This is a genomic window from Bradyrhizobium sp. ARR65, from assembly GCF_000472385.1.
Lineage (GTDB): Bacteria > Pseudomonadota > Alphaproteobacteria > Rhizobiales > Xanthobacteraceae > Bradyrhizobium.
In genome coordinates, this window is record NZ_AWZU01000006.1 from 84567 (window position 1) to 100778 (window position 16212).

The 16212-nt window shown below is 62.9% G+C and carries 16 protein-coding genes; 4 read left to right on the forward strand and 12 right to left on the reverse strand.

Annotated features, from left to right (window positions below; all coding sequences use genetic code 11):
- Nucleotides 1-31: 31 nt before the first annotated feature.
- Complete coding sequence (locus F758_RS0109500) at nt 32-1267, forward strand: FAD-dependent monooxygenase (RefSeq protein ID WP_245286446.1); 1236 nt, start codon at nt 32-34, stop codon at nt 1265-1267.
- Here F758_RS0109500 and F758_RS0109505 read toward each other — a convergent pair.
- The 9 genes from F758_RS0109505 to F758_RS47075 form a co-directional block, all read right to left on the reverse strand.
- Nucleotides 1239-2219 (reverse strand): type II secretion system F family protein, encoded by a 981-nt coding sequence (locus tag F758_RS0109505; RefSeq protein ID WP_024507650.1) that lies wholly within the window; start codon nt 2217-2219, stop codon nt 1239-1241. The two genes, F758_RS0109500 and F758_RS0109505, sit on opposite strands and share 29 nt — an antisense overlap.
- A gap of 99 nt (nt 2220-2318) precedes the next feature.
- The gene (locus F758_RS0109510; RefSeq protein WP_024507651.1) at nt 2319-3299 is read right to left on the reverse strand and encodes a type II secretion system F family protein; all 981 of its coding nucleotides are present in this window, start codon (nt 3297-3299) and stop codon (nt 2319-2321) included.
- Complete coding sequence (locus F758_RS0109515) at nt 3296-4768, reverse strand: TadA family conjugal transfer-associated ATPase (RefSeq protein ID WP_024507652.1); 1473 nt, start codon at nt 4766-4768, stop codon at nt 3296-3298. Before F758_RS0109515 ends, F758_RS0109510 begins: the two co-directional genes overlap by 4 nt.
- Nucleotides 4769-4789: 21 nt before the next feature.
- Nucleotides 4790-6058, reverse strand: coding sequence for an AAA family ATPase (locus tag F758_RS0109520; protein ID WP_024507653.1), 1269 nt, complete (start codon nt 6056-6058; stop codon nt 4790-4792).
- Nucleotides 6055-6795: a CpaD family pilus assembly protein gene (locus tag F758_RS0109525; RefSeq protein ID WP_024507654.1), complete on the reverse strand. Its 741-nt coding sequence runs from the start codon at nt 6793-6795 to the stop codon at nt 6055-6057. The genes F758_RS0109520 and F758_RS0109525 overlap by 4 nt, the downstream gene beginning before the upstream one ends.
- 20 nt (nt 6796-6815) lie before the next feature.
- Nucleotides 6816-8291: a type II and III secretion system protein family protein gene (locus F758_RS0109530; protein WP_035721535.1), complete on the reverse strand. Its 1476-nt coding sequence runs from the start codon at nt 8289-8291 to the stop codon at nt 6816-6818.
- Nucleotides 8292-8308: 17 nt separating this feature from the next.
- Entirely contained in the window at nt 8309-9109 is an 801-nt protein-coding gene (gene cpaB, locus F758_RS0109535; protein ID WP_024507656.1) for a Flp pilus assembly protein CpaB, read from the reverse strand.
- 128 nt (nt 9110-9237) lie between these two features.
- On the reverse strand, nt 9238-9762 hold the full coding sequence (locus F758_RS0109540; protein ID WP_024507657.1) for an A24 family peptidase: 525 nt from the start codon (nt 9760-9762) through the stop codon (nt 9238-9240).
- Between the two features lie 219 nt (nt 9763-9981).
- On the reverse strand, nt 9982-10146 hold the full coding sequence (locus tag F758_RS47075) for a Flp family type IVb pilin (protein WP_063614891.1): 165 nt from the start codon (nt 10144-10146) through the stop codon (nt 9982-9984).
- Nucleotides 10147-10465: 319 nt separating this feature from the next.
- Here F758_RS47075 and F758_RS0109550 point away from each other — a divergent pair, with 319 nt between their 5' ends.
- Together F758_RS0109550 and F758_RS0109555 are read left to right on the forward strand one after the other, a co-directional pair.
- Entirely contained in the window at nt 10466-11293 is an 828-nt protein-coding gene (locus F758_RS0109550; RefSeq protein WP_024507658.1) for a sterol desaturase family protein, read from the forward strand.
- Nucleotides 11294-11401: 108 nt separating this feature from the next.
- Nucleotides 11402-11914 (forward strand): pilus assembly protein N-terminal domain-containing protein, encoded by a 513-nt coding sequence (locus F758_RS0109555; RefSeq protein WP_024507659.1) that lies wholly within the window; start codon nt 11402-11404, stop codon nt 11912-11914.
- 159 nt (nt 11915-12073) lie between these two features.
- On the opposite strand, the gene F758_RS0109560 is transcribed toward F758_RS0109555, so the two are convergent.
- The 3 genes from F758_RS0109560 to F758_RS0109570 form a co-directional block, all read right to left on the reverse strand.
- Nucleotides 12074-12286 (reverse strand): cold-shock protein, encoded by a 213-nt coding sequence (locus F758_RS0109560; protein ID WP_024507660.1) that lies wholly within the window; start codon nt 12284-12286, stop codon nt 12074-12076.
- A 280-nt stretch (nt 12287-12566) separates the two neighbouring features.
- Nucleotides 12567-12857 carry a translation initiation factor IF-1 gene (infA, locus tag F758_RS0109565; RefSeq protein ID WP_024507661.1) on the reverse strand — a complete coding sequence of 97 codons (291 nt, stop codon included), beginning with the start codon at nt 12855-12857 and terminating at the stop codon, nt 12567-12569.
- 24 nt (nt 12858-12881) lie between these two features.
- Nucleotides 12882-14309 (reverse strand): DEAD/DEAH box helicase, encoded by a 1428-nt coding sequence (locus tag F758_RS0109570; protein WP_035721538.1) that lies wholly within the window; start codon nt 14307-14309, stop codon nt 12882-12884.
- A gap of 543 nt (nt 14310-14852) precedes the next feature.
- Here F758_RS0109570 and urtA point away from each other — a divergent pair.
- A complete protein-coding gene (gene urtA, locus F758_RS0109575; RefSeq protein ID WP_024507663.1) occupies nt 14853-16169 on the forward strand; it encodes an urea ABC transporter substrate-binding protein in 1317 nt (438 codons plus the stop codon).
- Nucleotides 16170-16212: the final 43 nt, after the last annotated feature.

A 16212-nucleotide genomic window follows, 5' to 3' on the forward strand; every position in this document is an offset into this window, starting at 1 on the left:
GCCATCAACAGCCTGCAAGAGATCGGAACACATGACCATGATGACATCGACCAGACGCCTTCGCGCCGCGGTTGTCGGCGGTGGCATCGGCGGCCTCTCCGCGGCCAATGCCCTGCACCGGCGCGGCATCGAGGTCACGGTCTACGAGCAGGCGAAGGCGCTCGGTGAGGTCGGCGCCGGCGTCTTCATCTATCCCAACAGCCTGCGCCAGCTCGAGCGGATGGGATTTGCCGACGCGCTCGCCGCAGTCGGCGCCAAGGTCGGCTCGGGGTCGGAATATTGCCGGATGGACGGCACGGTGGTCGGGCCGATCCTGACCACGGATTCAACCGGCTGGAACGGCCTCTACGGCATGCATCGCGCCGATCTGCTCGACGTGCTCGCCCGCGGGCTGCCGGCAGGCGTGGTGCGTGCGGATCATCGCTGTACCGGCTTTGCGCAGGACGGCGCGGTCGCGCGGCTCAGCTTCGCCAATGGCGAGCGCGCGGAGGCCGACGTGGTCATCGCGGCCGACGGCATCCACTCGGTGCTGCAACGTTATGTCGTCGCGCCCCAGCCGCCAGAATATTCAGGGGTGCGCGCCTATCGCGGCCTGATCGCACGCGAGAAACTGCCGGGCTGGCGCAAGGAGGCGCACCAGGTGTGGATGGGTGATGGCAAGCACTTCATGGTGTTTCCGGTGCGCAGCGGCGCCTTGCTCAATTATGTCGGCTTCGTCCCGACCTCGACCGAGACGATCGAGTCCTGGTCCGCAGCGGGCGATCGCGACGAACTGGCGGCTTCGTTCCAGGGCTGGGACCCCTGCGTCACCGACCTGCTTCAGAAAGTCGAAACTTGCTTCTGGTGGGGCCTCTACGATCGCCGGCCGCTGGCGTCCTGGACCAACGGCCGCCTCGCGCTATTGGGAGATGCGGCGCACGCGATGCTCCCGCATCTCGGTCAAGGCGCCAATCAGGCGATCGAGGACGCAGTCGCGCTGGCGGTGCTGCTCGAAGGACGCGAGGCCGCCGATGTCCCCGCCATCCTGACGCGCTACGAGCGGCTGCGCCGGGCGCGCACCGACGTAGTCCAGGCCGAAGCACGGCAGAACGGCCTGCGCTACGATTCGAAATATGCGAGCCTCGAGCAGCGCGATCGCGAGATAGCCAACGCCGCCGAATTTCGCAAATGGCTGTATGACTACGATGTCGAGAAGGCCGCCATCGCCGCGCGCGATCACGGCGAAGCCTTGCGGGGCGTCACTGCAGATTCATGGCGACGACCTTGATGTAGGTCGGCCCCAGAATGACGATGAACAGCACCGGCAGGAAGAACAGGATCATCGGCACGGTCAGCTTGGGCGGCAGTGACGCGGCCTTCTTCTCCGCTTCGTTCATGCGCATATCGCGGTTCTCTTGCGCCATCACGCGCAGGGATTGGCCGAGCGGCGTACCGTAGCGCTCCGCCTGCTGCAGTGCCAAGCAGACTGATTTGACGCCCTCGAGCCCCGTGCGCCTGGCGAGGTTTTCATAGGCGACCTTGCGGTCCTGCAGATAGGACAGCTCGGCCGTGGTAAGGGTGAATTCTTCCGACAGCGCGATCGACTGGGTGACGATCTCGCTGGCGACCTTGCGAAAGGCGGCCTCGATCGACATGCCGGACTCGATGCAGATCAAGAGCAGGTCGAGCGCGTCGGGAAAGGCGCGCTTGATCTGGAGCTGACGCTTGCTGATCGCGTTCTTCAGGAACAGCATCGGCGCCTGCAGGCCGAGATAGGCCGCGCCGACGCAGATGCCGATCTTGATCGGCAACGGCTTCTCAAGATGCGCGAGCAGGAACACGTAGATGATAGACAGCACCAGCAACACGATGGGCGCCACCATGCGCGCGAACAGGAAGGTGACATAAGGCGCCTGGCCGCGATAGCCGGCCTGAATCAGCTTTTCGCGCGCGGACTCCTGCGCCAGCCATTTGGTGAGGTTGAAATCGTCGACCACCTTCGACACGAGCTGCCGCGGTGTCTGTCGCAGCGTGACCTTCTCGCCCTTGTTGAGCCGCTCGCGCTCGCGCTGGCGGATGCGTTCGCGCTCGTTGGCCACCGCCTTCATGCGCTTGGCCAGGCCTTCGCCCGCAAACAGCGGCATGATCAGCGTATAGGCGGTCAAGCTCGCCGCGATCGCGGCGAGCAGCATGGTCATGAAGCGGACGTCGTGGAGTTTTTCGGCCAGTAACTGGAACATGCGGTATCCTCTGGAGCATGATCCGGAAAAGTGTGCAGCAGTCTTCCGAAAGGATCATGCTTAAACAAAATCTAGAGTGCGATCTGATCTCATCGCGCTCTAGAAGTCGAAATTGATCATCTTCTTCATCACAAAGACGCCGATGGACATCCAGAGCAGGCACCCGACCAGCATCACCTGGCCGGTCGGCGTGGTCCACAGCAGCGAGATGTAGTCGGGGGTCGTCAGGTAGACGAGCACCATTTCGATCGGCGGCAGCGAGCCGATGATCGACGCGGACGCCTTGGCTTCCATCGACATCGCCTGAATCTTCTCGGCCATCTTCTTGCGGTCGCGCAGCACCTTGGAAAGGTTGCCGAGCGCCTCCGACAAATTGCCGCCAGACTTCTGCTGGATCGAGACCACGATGCCGAAGAAGTTCGCCTCCGGGACCGGCATACGGTCATAGAGCCGCGCGCAAGCCTCTCCCAGCGGCATGCCGATGGTCTGGGTTTCGATGATTGCCCTGAACTCGCTCCTCAGCGGCTCCGGCGCGTCGGCGGCAACGACCTTGATCGATTCGAACAGGGGCAGGCCGGCCTTGATGCCGCGCACGATAACGTCGACCGCATCGGGCAGCGCCGCCAGGAACTTCTTCAGGCGACGCTTCTTAAGGAAGCTCAAGCCCCAACGCGGCAGGCCGAAACCGGCCGCGAATGCCAGTCCGCAAGCCCCGAGCAGGCCGCCGCCGCCGACCAAGGTCGCCAGGAAAGCCACAGCGGCCAAAGCCGCCGACACCACCATGAACTTCTGGGTCGACCAATCCTCGAGCCCCGCCTGCTGGAGGCGAACGCTGAGCGAGACCTTGCTTTCCTTCTGATGGCGCGCCTCGAGATCCTTTAATGTGCTCTCGACCTGTTCGCGACGCGAGCGCTGGGTTTTGTCGGCCTGGCGCTTGGCGGCCGGCTCGGGCTTGGCAATCGAGGCGCGGCGGTTTTCCGCCTGCTTCTCGCCCGACAGCACCGGATAGACGAAGACCCAGGCGATGCCGCCGATCGCGGTCGCCGCGAGAAAGCCGAGGGCTAGAGTTTGCGTGTTCATGGCGTGCTCCGGCTGCGGTCTTCCGCGGCGTCGAGGGCCGCGGCCAGCCGCTTCTCCTCGCCGTAATAGCGCGCACGTTCCCAAAAGCGCGGCCGGCCGATGCCGGTCGAGCGATGCCGACCGATGATCTTGCCGTTGGCGTCCTCGCCGATCAGGTCGAAGACGAAGATGTCCTGGGTGATAATGGTGTCGCCCTCCATCCCCATCACCTCCGTGACGTGAGTGATCCGGCGCGAGCCGTCGCGCAGGCGGGCGGCCTGGATGATGACGTCGATCGAGGCGCAGATCATTTCGCGAATGGTGCGTGATGGCAGCGAGAAGCCGCCCATCGTGATCATCGATTCGCAGCGCGACAGCGCCTCGCGCGGATTGTTGGCGTGCAGCGTGCCCATCGATCCGTCGTGGCCGGTGTTCATGGCCTGCAACAGGTCGAAGGCCTCCGGTCCGCGGACCTCGCCGACGATGATGCGCTCGGGCCGCATGCGCAGGCAGTTTCGCACCAACTCGCGCATCGTGACCTGGCCCTCGCCCTCGATGTTGGGCGGACGGGTTTCCAGGCGCACCACATGCGGCTGTTGGAGCTGGAGCTCGGCGGCGTCCTCGCAGGTGATGATGCGTTCGTCGTGTTCGATATAGTTGGTGAGGCAGTTGAGCAGCGTGGTCTTGCCGGAGCCCGTGCCGCCGGAGATCAGCACGTTGCAGCGGGAGCGGCCGATGATCTGCAGGATCTCCGCGCCCTCGGGCGTGATCGCGCCGAACTTGACGAGCTGGTCGAGCGTCAGCTTGTCCTTCTTGAATTTGCGGATGGTGAGCGCCGGGCCGTCGATCGCCAGCGGCGGAACGATGGCGTTGACGCGCGAGCCGTCGGCGAGGCGTGCGTCGCAGATCGGCGAGGCTTCGTCGACGCGCCGGCCGACCTGGCTCACGATGCGCTGGCAGATGTTGAGGAGTTGCTGGTTGTCGCGGAAGCGGATGCCGGTGCGCTGAATCTTGCCACCGACCTCGATGTAGACCGTATTGGCGCCGTTGACCATGATGTCGGCGATGTCGTCGCGCGACAGCAGCGGCTCGAGCGGGCCGTAGCCGAGCACGTCGTTGCAGATATCGTCGAGCAGTTCCTCCTGCTCGGCGATCGACATCACGATGTTCTTGATCGCGATGATCTCGTTGACGATGTCGCGGATTTCCTCGCGCGCGGATTCGCCGTCGAGCTTGGCGAGCTGGGCGAGATCGATCGCCTCGATCAGCGCGCCGAAGATCGTCGCCTTGACCTGGTAGTAATTGTCGGAGCGTCGGGTCTCGACCACGGGCGGAGGAGCCGGCGGTTTGGTCGGCGCGAGCGGCGGCGACGCCACGGCAGGGGGAGCGGAGGGGCGCGGCGCGACCGGCGCGGCCGCAGGCTCCGGCGCGCTCACCGCCGGCCGCAGGCTCCGGCTCTCGGTGTCTGTTCCGCTACGCTTACCAAACACGATACGACTCCACGCGCTTGACTACTTCTTCAGGAGCTTGTCGATCAGGGGCGACAGGAAAGAACTCTTCGGCTTCTTACTCTCGCTGCGGCCGGTGAGCCGCTGCGCGATCTGCAGGAACATCTCGGTGGCACGATGATTTGCCGAAATCTCCGCGATCATCTGGCCGTTATTGGCAGCCGCGCCGAACATCTGCGGATCGAACGGAATGGAGGCAATCGGCTCGCTCTCGATCGCCTTGGCGAATTCGGCTGCGTTGATCTCGGGGCGCTTGGGCACGCCGACTTGGTTCAGGCAGTAAAGCGGGGGCCGGTCGTTCGGGCGGGCGGCCTTCAACAAGTCGAAGATGTTCTTGCTGTTGCGCAAATTGGCAAGGTCGGGTGCCGCGACGATCAGGATGTCGTCGGCGCCGACCAGCGCCCGTTTGCTCCATCCCGACCATTGATGCGGAACGTCCAGCACGATGCATGGCATGGTGGTGCGCAGCGTGTCGAATATGGCATCGAACGCTTCGGTGCCGAAGTCGTAGACGCGGTCCAGCGTCGCGGGCGCCGCGAGCAGGCTGAGGTGGTCGGTGCATTTCGACAGCAGGCGGTCGATGAAGGCGGTATCGACGCGGTCCGGCGAGAACACCGCATCGGCGATGCCTTGCGGCGGGTCCTGGTTATAGTCGAGCCCGGCGGTGCCGAAGGCAAGGTCGAGGTCGGCGATGACCGAATCCATCGCGAGGTCGCGGGCAATGGCCCAGGCCACATTGTGAGCAATGGTGGACGCACCGACGCCGCCCTTCGCTCCTACCACAGCAATGATGCGGCCGACCGCCTTCGCTTCTGGCGCCGAGAACAGATTGCAGATCGAGCGGACCACGTCGATCGCGGTCACCGGCGCGATCAGATAGTCGCTGACGCCGCGGCGGACCAGTTCGCGGTACAGGGCGACGTCGTTGATGCGTCCGATCACGATCACCCTCGTGCCGGCGTCGCAGACCGTCGCGAGCTGGTCGAGGCCGGCGAGAATGTCGGAGCGCGCGTCGGTCTCCAGCACGATCACGTTGGGCGTCGGCGCCGAGCGATAGGCTTCGATGGCCGCGGCCATGCCGCCCATCTGAATCTTCAGGTGCGCCTTGCCGAGCCGGCGGTCTTCGCCGGCGGCCTGCACGGCAGCAGCAGTTTCCACCGTCTCGCAAAACGCCTGCACCGACACCCGCGGCGCGGGTGCGATATGCTCTTCCACAGGCGGCGCGGCGGCTTGAGGCTGTTGCTCGGAAGTCTGGCGGGCGTAACTGATCATTTGCCGGTGTCGCTGAGTTTGGCCCTATCGGCCTCAGGATAGGTGGTCGCCGTGGTCGTACCCTTGCGGTATTTCTCGAAGCCTTCGCTCCGGCGAGTGGTGTAGGGCGGCGTCTCGGATCGTGGCTGTTCGAGATCGGCGGGGTTCGCGACCATGGCCGCCATGTTGCGCTGATAGGCGCAGCCGAAATTGTAGTAGGACCTGTTCTCGTAATAGCTCTTGTTCTTGATCGACGGGCCGAGATCCTCGGGCCAAAGGCCGCAAGGCCCGGCCACCGCCTTTAGCTTCGGATAGGTCAGACGGATCGGGGGCATGAATTTGGGATCGTCGGGGCGATAGTGGTGCACCGTCAGCCCCTGTGGCGGTACGCCGGCCGCAGCGAGCAGCGATTGAATTTCGTGAAGCGAATCCGCGGCGGCGCGCGCGTTCGGCGTGTCGACCGGGACGTCGGCGGTGATTGCGCCGGTGCCCTCGTGCAGCCAGCTTTGCGCCAGTCCCGTCACATCGGCGCGCTGCTCGGCTGAAAGCCCGCCGCGGCCGCGGCCGACCAGGACGACCATCGATTGGCTGCCTTCCTCGATCGCGATCGGATGGCGAGCGCGATAATCGTCCGGAATGCTGGCAGTGACCGCGGCGTCGTCGGCATGGGTGCAGGCACCGAGCGCGACGGTCAGGCCGGCCAGCGCGCCGACTACTCGCAGGATGCGGGTGCGACCGAGGAATGTTTGCCTTGTCATCGTTTTGATCCTCGTTCGCCTCAATCGGTGATGAAGCCGTATTGGCCGCGATAATTCCGCGTCGGCTCGATGCGACCGGGCACGCCATAGATGCGATTGATCGAGCCCAACAGGTCGGCCTGCGGGTCCGAGACCACCGCAAATCCGTCGTCAGGACGCGACAGGTCCTTCTGCGCCACCGCGCGGACCACATAGGGCGTGACCAGCACCATGAGTTCGGTCTGATTGTTGACGTAGTCGCGGCTGCGGAACAGCGAGCCGAGAACCGGGAGCTGCATCAGGCCGGGCATGCCGTTGATGGCCTGCTTGGTCTGGTCCTGGATCAGGCCGGCCATGGCCATGGCGCCGCCGGAGGGAATTTCCAGCGTGGTTTCGGCGCGGCGCGTCTTGATGGATGGAATGGTGATCGAGTTGACCGTCGAGGACGTCACCGCCTGCGACAGCGTGACAGAGTTTTCATTGGACAGCTCCGACACTTCCGTCATCACGTGCAGGCTGATCCGTCCCTCGGTCAGCACCACCGGCGTGAAGTTCAGGGAGACACCGAATTTCTTATAGGAGATCTGCGTGGTGCAGACATGAGTGGTGGGATCGCAGGAATAGCCGGCCGGAATCGGAAATTCACCGCCGGCCACGAAGGTCGCAGACTCGCCCGAGATCGCCGTCAGGTTCGGTTCGGCCAGCGTTCGGATCACGCCGGCACTCTCCATCGCCCGCAGCGTCGCCGTGACCGACGGCGTGGCGCCGAAGGAGGTCGTCACCGAGTTGCCGCTGACCAGCGGACCGCCACGGGCGGTGAACGGGTTGGAATTGGAGAAATTCACGACCGCGGTGCCGTAGTTGAGGCTGGCGTTGAGGTCGATGCCGAGCTGCTTGATTACTGAGCGGGCGACTTCGGCCACCGTGACCTTGAGCATCACCTGGTCGCGGCCGCGCACCACGATCGAGTTGACGACCTTGTCGGTGCCGCCCGCAAGGCGGCCCGCGAGATCGGCGGCCTGCTGCGCCTCGATCGGCGTGGCGGCGGTGCCGGTCAGCATGACGCCGTCGCCGACACCCTCGATCTGGATATCGGCGTTCGGCAGAAGCTGCTTGAGCGCAGCGCGCACGCCGTTGAGGTCTCGCTTGACCGCGATGTCATAGGCGGCAATCTGCTGGCCCGCGGAATCGAAAAAAACGATGTTGGTCTGACCGACCGCGGCACCAATGATGTAGGCACGCTGTGCGGAGCGTATCACGGCGTTGGCGATCTTTGGATCGGCGACCAGCACGTCCTTGATGTCGCGCGGCAGGTCGATCACCACCGATTTGCCGACGCCGAGCGAGAGGAAGCGCGCATTCATCTGGCCGTCGGCCGCAATGGGAGGCGGGAGCCGATAGTCGCTCGCCACAACCGGTGCCAGCACTGGGTTGAGCGCGAGCGCAGCGACCGCCGAAAACGACAGGGCGCGGACCATCGCGGTCCGCATCTTCGTGAAGCTCGCCCCGGATTGCATCTCGTTCGTCCTCATCGTCACTGCTGCGTCGGTGCTGTCGTCGTCGTGCTGGGGATACCGAAGCGGACAACGTTGATGTTCTGGGTGACCTTCTCTTCCTTGATGACGTTCTCGACGGCATTGGCATCGGCAATGCTGCGCAATGCGAGCGACAGCGAGCCGGCTTGCCGCGCGGCGGCGAGCGTGACGGTCTGCTCGGGCTTCAATTCCAGCGTAACGGTCTTGCCGATCACCGCATTCTGGCCGTCCTTTTCCTTGGGCGCCTGGTCGATCGCGAGCACGCGGACATTGGACAGGACGACTTCGGACTTCACCACGTCCTGCTCGTCGCCCTTGGCATCGGGATTCTTGAGATGCCTGGTGAGGAGAACGTCGACACGATCATTGGGCAGGATGAAGCCGCCGGCCCCGGTCTCCGGGGCGATTTCGGTCGATACCGCGCGCATGCCGGTCGGCAGGATGGCCGCCATGAAACCGGAGTCGCTTTTCACCAGCTTCTGCTCGCGGATCGGCTCGCCCGCGATGAAGGGACCGCGCGCGATCGAGCCGGCGAGCTGGGTGGTGGCGTCGGGCCGCTCATTGCGGCGGATAAAGCTGTTGCTGGCGGATGCCGCCGGCCAGGTCTGCCACTGGAGGTCTTCCGCCTTGACGGTCTGGCCAAGGCCGATGTCCGATTTGGCGATCAGCACGTCGACGGTCGGGAGTTGCGCCACCGGCGCGGGGGGAGGCGGCTTGTTGTCGAATCCGCTCGCAAGATAAGCAGCAACGCCGCCGGCGCCGAGGGCGATGGCCAGAACTACGATGCGTGCGGTATTCATACGCCTCAACTTTCCACATAACGCCGCGACGCGTCGGTCGCCGTGATGGGAGTTGACCAGCTATTCGTCAAAGCATGGTTAATGAGGCGTATCTAAATCGCCTTAACGCCGAGTTTACCGGCTAGGCGTCAGCGCAATGCGATATGCGCGAGGTCGATCGCCTTCACCCAATCGGTGTCGGGGTAGATCATGAGCGCTCCGATCGCGAGCGCGATGCCGTAGGGAATGCCGCTTTCCTTGGCGTGCAGCCTCAAGAGCCAGGTCTGGGTGGTCAGCGGATAAGGCAGCGGCCATTGCCGAAGCTGCAGCAGCGCGATGGTCAGGACACCGCCGAACACGGACGCGTAAAGCAGATAATTGAGCAGATGCGCGAAACCGAACCACAGGGCTGTCGCCGCAGCGAGCTTGGCATCGCCGCCGCCAACCCAGCCGCGCGCAAAACAGGCGAACGCGAAGACGAGCACGAGCGCGCCGGCGCCGAAATGGAGCAGAATGTCGTTGATTCCCATGCCGGTGAGCGGGGCGAGCACCAAGAAGCACGCGACGAGCGCCAGCGAGACCCGGTTCGAGATCGTCATGGTGAAGAGGTCGCTCGCCGCGGCGAACGCCATCAGCGCGGGAAATGCGGAAAGCCGTGCGAGGTCAAGCATCATCGGGGCACACTACACGGCATCGTATGGGTTGGACCGGCGAAGGTTAGGGGAGAGAGATGAACAATCGGCAAACGCAAATCCGCGGCTGCCGGACGCCGGAATGCGCGAGAGTGGGTTGATAGGCGCAGGCATCAGCTTGCACATCGATCGCGCCGGCGCTCACGAAAAAGACAAGGGCCCCGATTGCCGGGGCCCCTGCTGTTCGACGGCGAGAATTGCTTACTTCAGCGAGTTGTTGATCGAGCTGAAGGCGCCGTTCAGCTTGGAGCCGATGCCGTTGACGACGGCGATGATGGCGAGAGAGATGCCGGCGGCAATCAGGCCGTACTCGATCGCGGTGGCGCCGGACTCGTCCTTCACGAAGCGCGCAATCAGGTTCTTCATTCGTCTAAACTCCATGTACACGTGGCTGATCGAAACTGTGGATCTGGTCGCGCCGGCGTTCTCAGCACCGTGACCATGGGCCGCACCCTAAGGTCCGACAAATTGCGGCGCAGTTAATTCGATCGCGTAAACATGCTTCCAATTGGCTGTTCTTTGCCAGAGTAAACGGCCCATTAAGTGATTCACTCTGATTCGATTTTCGCGCGAGCCGCCGATTGGCACGCACATAACGGAGTCTCGCCCAGAAGAGCGACTCAACTTCACGCCTCCTTAAGCCCGGCGGGAGTACGTCTGCAGCATCCCATTTTGCGAGGCGACGATGTCGAACCCGACCATGGAAGCGATGATGATGCTCGGCCAGACCATTGAGAAGGTGGTGCCGATCACGATCGTCCTGGCACTGGTGTTTACGGTGCTCAGCCATTACTGGGCCTGCAATCCCGGCAAGTCGTGGTGGCAAAGGCGCGAGCTCGTCACCGACGTCGTCTACTGGTTCTTCGTGCCGGTGTTTGCGCGCGTGGTGCGCATCGGCCTGCTCGTGGTCGGCGCCGCCGTGGTCTTCAACATTCACGATGCCGATGCGCTGATCGCCTTCTACGACAACGGCCATGGGCCGTTGTCGTATCTGCCGCTATGGGTGCAGGGACTTTTGTTCCTGGTGGCGTCCGATTTCATGCTGTATTGGCTGCATCGGCTGTTTCATCGCGGCGAGTTCTGGAAGTACCACGCCGTGCATCATTCCTCCGAAGAGCTTGATTGGATTTCGGCCGCGCGCTTTCATCCCGTCAATCTCGTGATCGGCACCATCTCGGTCGATGTCATTTTGCTGATGGCCGGCATCTCGCCGAACGTCATGCTCTGGGTCGGCCCGTTCACCACCTTCCATTCGGCCTTCGTGCACGCGAATTTGAGCTGGACCCTTGGGCCGCTCAAATATGTGCTGGCGACGCCGGTCTTTCATCGCTGGCATCACACGCCGCTGGAAGAGGGCGGCGACACCAACTTTGCGGGCACCTTTCCGATCTGGGACATTCTGTTCGGCACATTCCGCATGCCGGAGGGACGGCTGCCCGAGAACTACGGCAAGGACGAAGCCGATATGCCCGCCGAGATCGTCGGGCAGCTCGCCTTCCCGTTCCGGCGCTAAAGCGCGATTTGCCGTTCGTTCATCAATTCTTGGCAGACTTCTCTTGTCGGGCGCCGGCGCGGCTCCCTTATCGCCTTTCGCCGGCTCGTCGACGTCCCGGGGTACAGTATGTCGTCTGAGTTGCTATGTAACCTTGCCCGCCCGCTTGCTCGCTCATTGCTGGCGATAGCCGTCGGTCTGCTGCTGCGGCCCGGCGCCGCGCTCGCCGAGTCCCCCGCCGATACCATCTCGGTCAATGTCGATCAGGCCAAGCTCCTCAAGCTGCCCTCGCGCGTTGCGACCATCGTGGTCGGAAACCCGCTGATTGCCGACGTGACGCTGCAGAACGGCGGCATTCTCGTGGTGACCGGCAAAGGTTATGGCGCGACGAATTTCATTGCCATGGACCGCAACGGCGAGATCCTGGTCGACCGGATGATCCAGGTCGAGGGGCCGAGCGATCAGTTGGTCACGGTCTATCGCGGGGTCGAACGCCAGACGTATAGCTGCATGCCGATCTGTCAGCGCCGGGCCACGCTCGGCGACGACGAGAAGTATTTCAGCTCGGTGCTGCAGCAGTCGAGTTCATTGACCAACCAGGCCAGCAGCAGCGCGTCGGCGACGACCGGCAAGGCCAATTGAGCGCTGTCCATGCCTCGGAGTAGCTCCGCGCCGCCTGTGGGCGCGTGCAAAACAACATTCAGAACATGAAAAGGGCCGCGCTTGGACGCGGCCCTTTTCGTTAATCTGGGCAGCTATCCGATAGGATGCTTCGAAAGGGCTTAACCCCTCCGAAGACGATTAGTTCGCGGCGCGGAGATTATCGGCCGAAGACTTGCCCGAACGGCGATCCGCCACGATCTCGTAGGAGATCTTCTGGCCTTCACGCAGCGTGCCGAGCCCGGCGCGCTCGACGGCGCTGATGTGCACGAACACATCCTTGCCGCCGTCATCCGGTTGGATGAAGCCATAGCCTTTGGTGGCGTTAAACCATTTCACGGTTCCCATGCTCACGGGGTGTAGTCCCTTCTCAGAGTAACAAAGTCAGAAACCCACTTATGGTGGGCTGGTGAGATCGAATTTTTGGAAGGGTCGTCAGCGTCTGAACCGGCTGTACCGGTATTAGCTAATGTCGTCCGGCCGAAAATCGATAACTGCATCTTATGAGAAGCAGCGCGTCAAAACAATCCTGACGTGCACGAATTTTTAATGTACGGGCCAGCCGTTCCGCGACCATGACATCATCCTGTCATGTGCGGCCGGCTCAAGACCATCCTGAACGCATTTCCGACGCTTATCGGCGACGAAACTGGCCACCCCGCTGCGGGCCCCCCCTCGGCGCGCCACCGGGCGCGCTCGGACGTTCGTCCTTGTGGCGGAAAATCAGCCGGCCCTTTTCCAGGTCATAGGGCGACATTTCGACCGTCACGCGGTCGCCCGCAAGCGTCTTGATGCGATTCTTTTTCATCTTGCCTGCCGTATAGGCAACGATCTCGTGCCCGGTGTCGAGCTGCACGCGGTAACGTGCATCCGGAAGGATTTCGGTGACCAGTCCTTCGAACTGGATCAACTCTTCTTTGGCCATGCTTAGCTCCAGATCGATCGATGGTTAACGGGTCCGCTGGTCGCGGCTGCGTTGGTCGCGGGGACGGCTTTCGCGATGCAAAAAGGCAATAGCATTCCCATCCGTGTTGCCGCCATGCTGCGCACGGTGCGGTGCATGCTGCGCTGCATGATGCGGTTCTTGGCGATTGATTTGCAGGGCGCCACTCTTACCACCGCGACGGCGTCGGCGGCGAGGGCCTTTTGAGGGTTGGGCAGCGTCATTTGCTCTTGTCCCATGTGGGTGTGGGGCTGCACGGCTTCCGCGATGTTGCAGGCTTGACGGGGCGGGATCGCGCTGGCCCGCCGTGCGACGGTCCTCGCGCGGCAACGCTATCCGGATCAACCGTTCGATGTCGCGCAAATAGGCCATTTCCTCGCCGCCGGCGACTAGAGAGATGGCCGTACCCTCGCGGCCCGCGCGGGCGGTGCGGCCGATGCGATGCACGTAAGTCTCCGGCACGTTGGGCAGGTCGAAATTCACGACATGGCTGATGCCGTCGACGTCGATGCCGCGGGCGGCGATATCGGTGGCGACCAGCGTGCGGACCTCGCCGGAACGGAACGCCGAAAGCACGCGTTCCCGATGATTCTGCGACTTGTTGCCATGGATCGCGTGGGCGGCAATCCCGCACTTGGCCAGGCTCTTCACCACCTTGTCGGCGCCGTGCTTGGTTCGGGTGAAAACCAGCGCGCGATCGATCGGTTCCTGGGTCAGAAGCTGCGCGAGCATGTCACCCTTGGCCGTATGGTCGACCTGGATGATACGCTGGCTGATGCGCTCGGCCGTCGAGGAGACGGGTGTCACCGCGACACGCGCTGGATCCCGCAGCATCGCCTCCGCAAGCTCGGCGATGGCCTTCGGCATCGTCGCCGAGAAGAACAGCGTCTGTCGCTGCTGCGGCAGCTTGGCGACGATTTTCCTGATGTCGTTGATGAAGCCCATGTCCAGCATGCGGTCCGCTTCGTCAAGGACCAGAAACTCGACGCCGTTCAGCCGCAAGGCATTGCCGTGCACGAGATCGAGCAGGCGGCCCGGCGTCGCCACCAGGATATCCACGCCGCCCATCAGGGCGCGCACCTGGCGGCCCATCGGCACGCCGCCGATCGCGAGCGCCGAACTCAGTCGCATGTGACGGCCATAGGCGTTGAAGCTGTCGAGAATCTGGCCCGACAGTTCGCGGGTCGGGCTCAGCACCAGGGCGCGGCAGCTCTTCGGCTGCGGCTTACTGCGCTGCGCGAGAATGCGATGCAGGATGGGAAGCGCGAAGGACGCGGTCTTGCCGGTACCGGTTTGCGCGATACCGATGACGTCGCGGCCTTCGAGCGCAAGCGGGATGGTCTGAGCCTGGATGGGAGTGGGCGTGACGTAATTCTCTTCCTTGAGCGCACGCGAGATGGGATCGGCGAGGCCGAAATCCGAAAAGGAGGTCAAAAGCTTTGTTCTTTCCACATGAACCACAGGCACGCCGGCAAAGCGCCGCGCGCGTGCGGACGATCTTCAAGACACCCGCGTGTTGGCGGCGTCGATTCTGTTAGGCTGAAAGGCAAGCCAAAAGCCCGTTGCGGAGGGCTTAAGAACACGCGGCTTGCGATGCCCCGATGATTCTCTGGGGTCCTGTACCCGATATGGAACGGGAACGCGGCACTTTCAAGGATGAAGTCGCACCAGGAGCGTGGAGCGTGGCGAAATATGCGGAGGTCTGCGCGTCCTGATCGCAATCGCATGCCGGAAAATTAGACATTTACCAAGAGCTGCTCGCAAATTAAGCGGATTGCCGAGAAGGCAGCCATCTTGGACGGCTAAAAGATAGGCAGAAAATCGCGGTATTTTTGTGCGTTCTTCGAATTTCATTTGGTCAATCATTGGCTTAGGCCTGCCGCAGGCCATGGCACAGTTCTTGCGATTCTCCCTACGCGCGGCCGGTCTGGCCGTCGCAGCGTTTTTTCACGCCTGCGTCAGGGAGAGGATATCTCAATGCTTAGAAAACTTACTCAGGACATCGCGACGATGACTCGGCGTCGCTGGCTGGCGGCGACCGCCGGCCTGGCGCTCGGTTTCGCGCTGTCGCCGGCATTCGCCGCGGACGATACGATTAAGGTTGGCATTCTTCATTCGTTGTCCGGCACCATGGCGATCAGTGAGACGACGCTGAAGGACGTGATGCTGATGCTCATCGACGAGCAGAACAAGAAGGGCGGCGTGCTCGGCAAGAAGCTGGAAGCGGTCGTCGTCGATCCCGCCTCGAATTGGCCGCTGTTCGCCGAAAAGGCCCGTGAGCTGATCACCAAGGACAAGGTCGCGGTCGTGTTCGGCTGCTGGACCTCGGTGTCGCGCAAATCCGTGTTGCCGGTGTTCAAGGAGCTGAACAACATCCTGTTCTATCCGGTGCAGTACGAGGGCGAGGAAAGCGAGCGCAACGTCTTCTATACCGGGGCAGCGCCAAATCAGCAGGCGATCCCGGCCGTCGACTACCTGATGAAGGAAGAGAAGGTGAAGCGCTGGGTGCTTGAGGGCACCGACTATGTCTATCCGCGCACCACGAACAAGATCCTCGAGGCTTACCTCAAGTCGAAGGGTGTCGCCGCCGACGACATCATGATCAACTACACGCCGTTCGGCTTCTCCGACTGGCAGACCGAGGTCTCCAAGATCAAGGCCTTCGGTTCGGCCGGCAAGAAGACCGCCGTGGTCTCCACCATCAACGGCGACGCCAACGTGCCCTTCTACAAGGAGCTCGGCAACCAGGGCATCAAGGCGACCGACATTCCGGTGGTCGCGTTCTCGGTGGGTGAGGAAGAACTCGCCGGCATCGACACCAAGCCGCTGGTCGGCCATCTCGCCGCCTGGAATTACTTCGAGTCGATCAAGACGCCGGCAAACGAGAAGTTCATCAAGGAATGGCATGCGTTCACCAAGAACGACAAGCGCACCACCAACGACCCGATGGAAGCGCACTACATCGGCTTCAATATGTGGGTGAAGGCGGTCGAGAAGGTGAAGTCGACCGATCCGGACAAAGTGATCGATGCGCTGCCCGGCATCGAGGTGCCGAACCTGACCGGCGGCACCGCCAAGATGCTGCCCAACCATCACATCACCAAGCCCGTGTTCATCGGCGAGATCAAGGCCAACGGCCAGTTCGACGTGGTGTTCAAGACCAAGGACCTCGTCCCAGGCGATGCCTGGTCGAAGGAGCTCGAAGGCTCCAAGGATCTGATCGGCGACTGGGTCGGCAAGAAGTGCGGCAACTACAACGTCAAGACCAACAAGTGCCTGGGTTCGGGCACCTGATCCGCACCTGATCTGACTTCACGACGCGGGGAAGGCGGCGACG

Bases quoted from the DNA above. Each gene is read 5' to 3' on its own strand.
- F758_RS0109500 (WP_245286446.1), top strand. From the start codon at position 32: ATGACCATGATGACATCGACCAGACGCCTTCGCGCCGCGGTTGTCGGC.
- F758_RS0109505 (WP_024507650.1), bottom strand. From the start codon at position 2,219: ATGTTCCAGTTACTGGCCGAAAAACTCCACGACGTCCGCTTCATGACC.
- F758_RS0109510 (WP_024507651.1), bottom strand. From the start codon at position 3,299: ATGAACACGCAAACTCTAGCCCTCGGCTTTCTCGCGGCGACCGCGATC.
- F758_RS0109520 (WP_024507653.1), bottom strand. From the start codon at position 6,058: ATGATCAGTTACGCCCGCCAGACTTCCGAGCAACAGCCTCAAGCCGCC.
- F758_RS0109525 (WP_024507654.1), bottom strand. From the start codon at position 6,795: ATGACAAGGCAAACATTCCTCGGTCGCACCCGCATCCTGCGAGTAGTC.
- F758_RS0109530 (WP_035721535.1), bottom strand. From the start codon at position 8,291: ATGCAATCCGGGGCGAGCTTCACGAAGATGCGGACCGCGATGGTCCGC.
- cpaB (WP_024507656.1), bottom strand. From the start codon at position 9,109: ATGAATACCGCACGCATCGTAGTTCTGGCCATCGCCCTCGGCGCCGGC.
- F758_RS0109540 (WP_024507657.1), bottom strand. From the start codon at position 9,762: ATGATGCTTGACCTCGCACGGCTTTCCGCATTTCCCGCGCTGATGGCG.
- F758_RS47075 (WP_063614891.1), bottom strand. From the start codon at position 10,146: ATGAAGAACCTGATTGCGCGCTTCGTGAAGGACGAGTCCGGCGCCACC.
- F758_RS0109550 (WP_024507658.1), top strand. From the start codon at position 10,466: ATGTCGAACCCGACCATGGAAGCGATGATGATGCTCGGCCAGACCATT.
- F758_RS0109555 (WP_024507659.1), top strand. From the start codon at position 11,402: ATGTCGTCTGAGTTGCTATGTAACCTTGCCCGCCCGCTTGCTCGCTCA.
- infA (WP_024507661.1), bottom strand. From the start codon at position 12,857: ATGGCCAAAGAAGAGTTGATCCAGTTCGAAGGACTGGTCACCGAAATC.
- urtA (WP_024507663.1), top strand. From the start codon at position 14,853: ATGCTTAGAAAACTTACTCAGGACATCGCGACGATGACTCGGCGTCGC.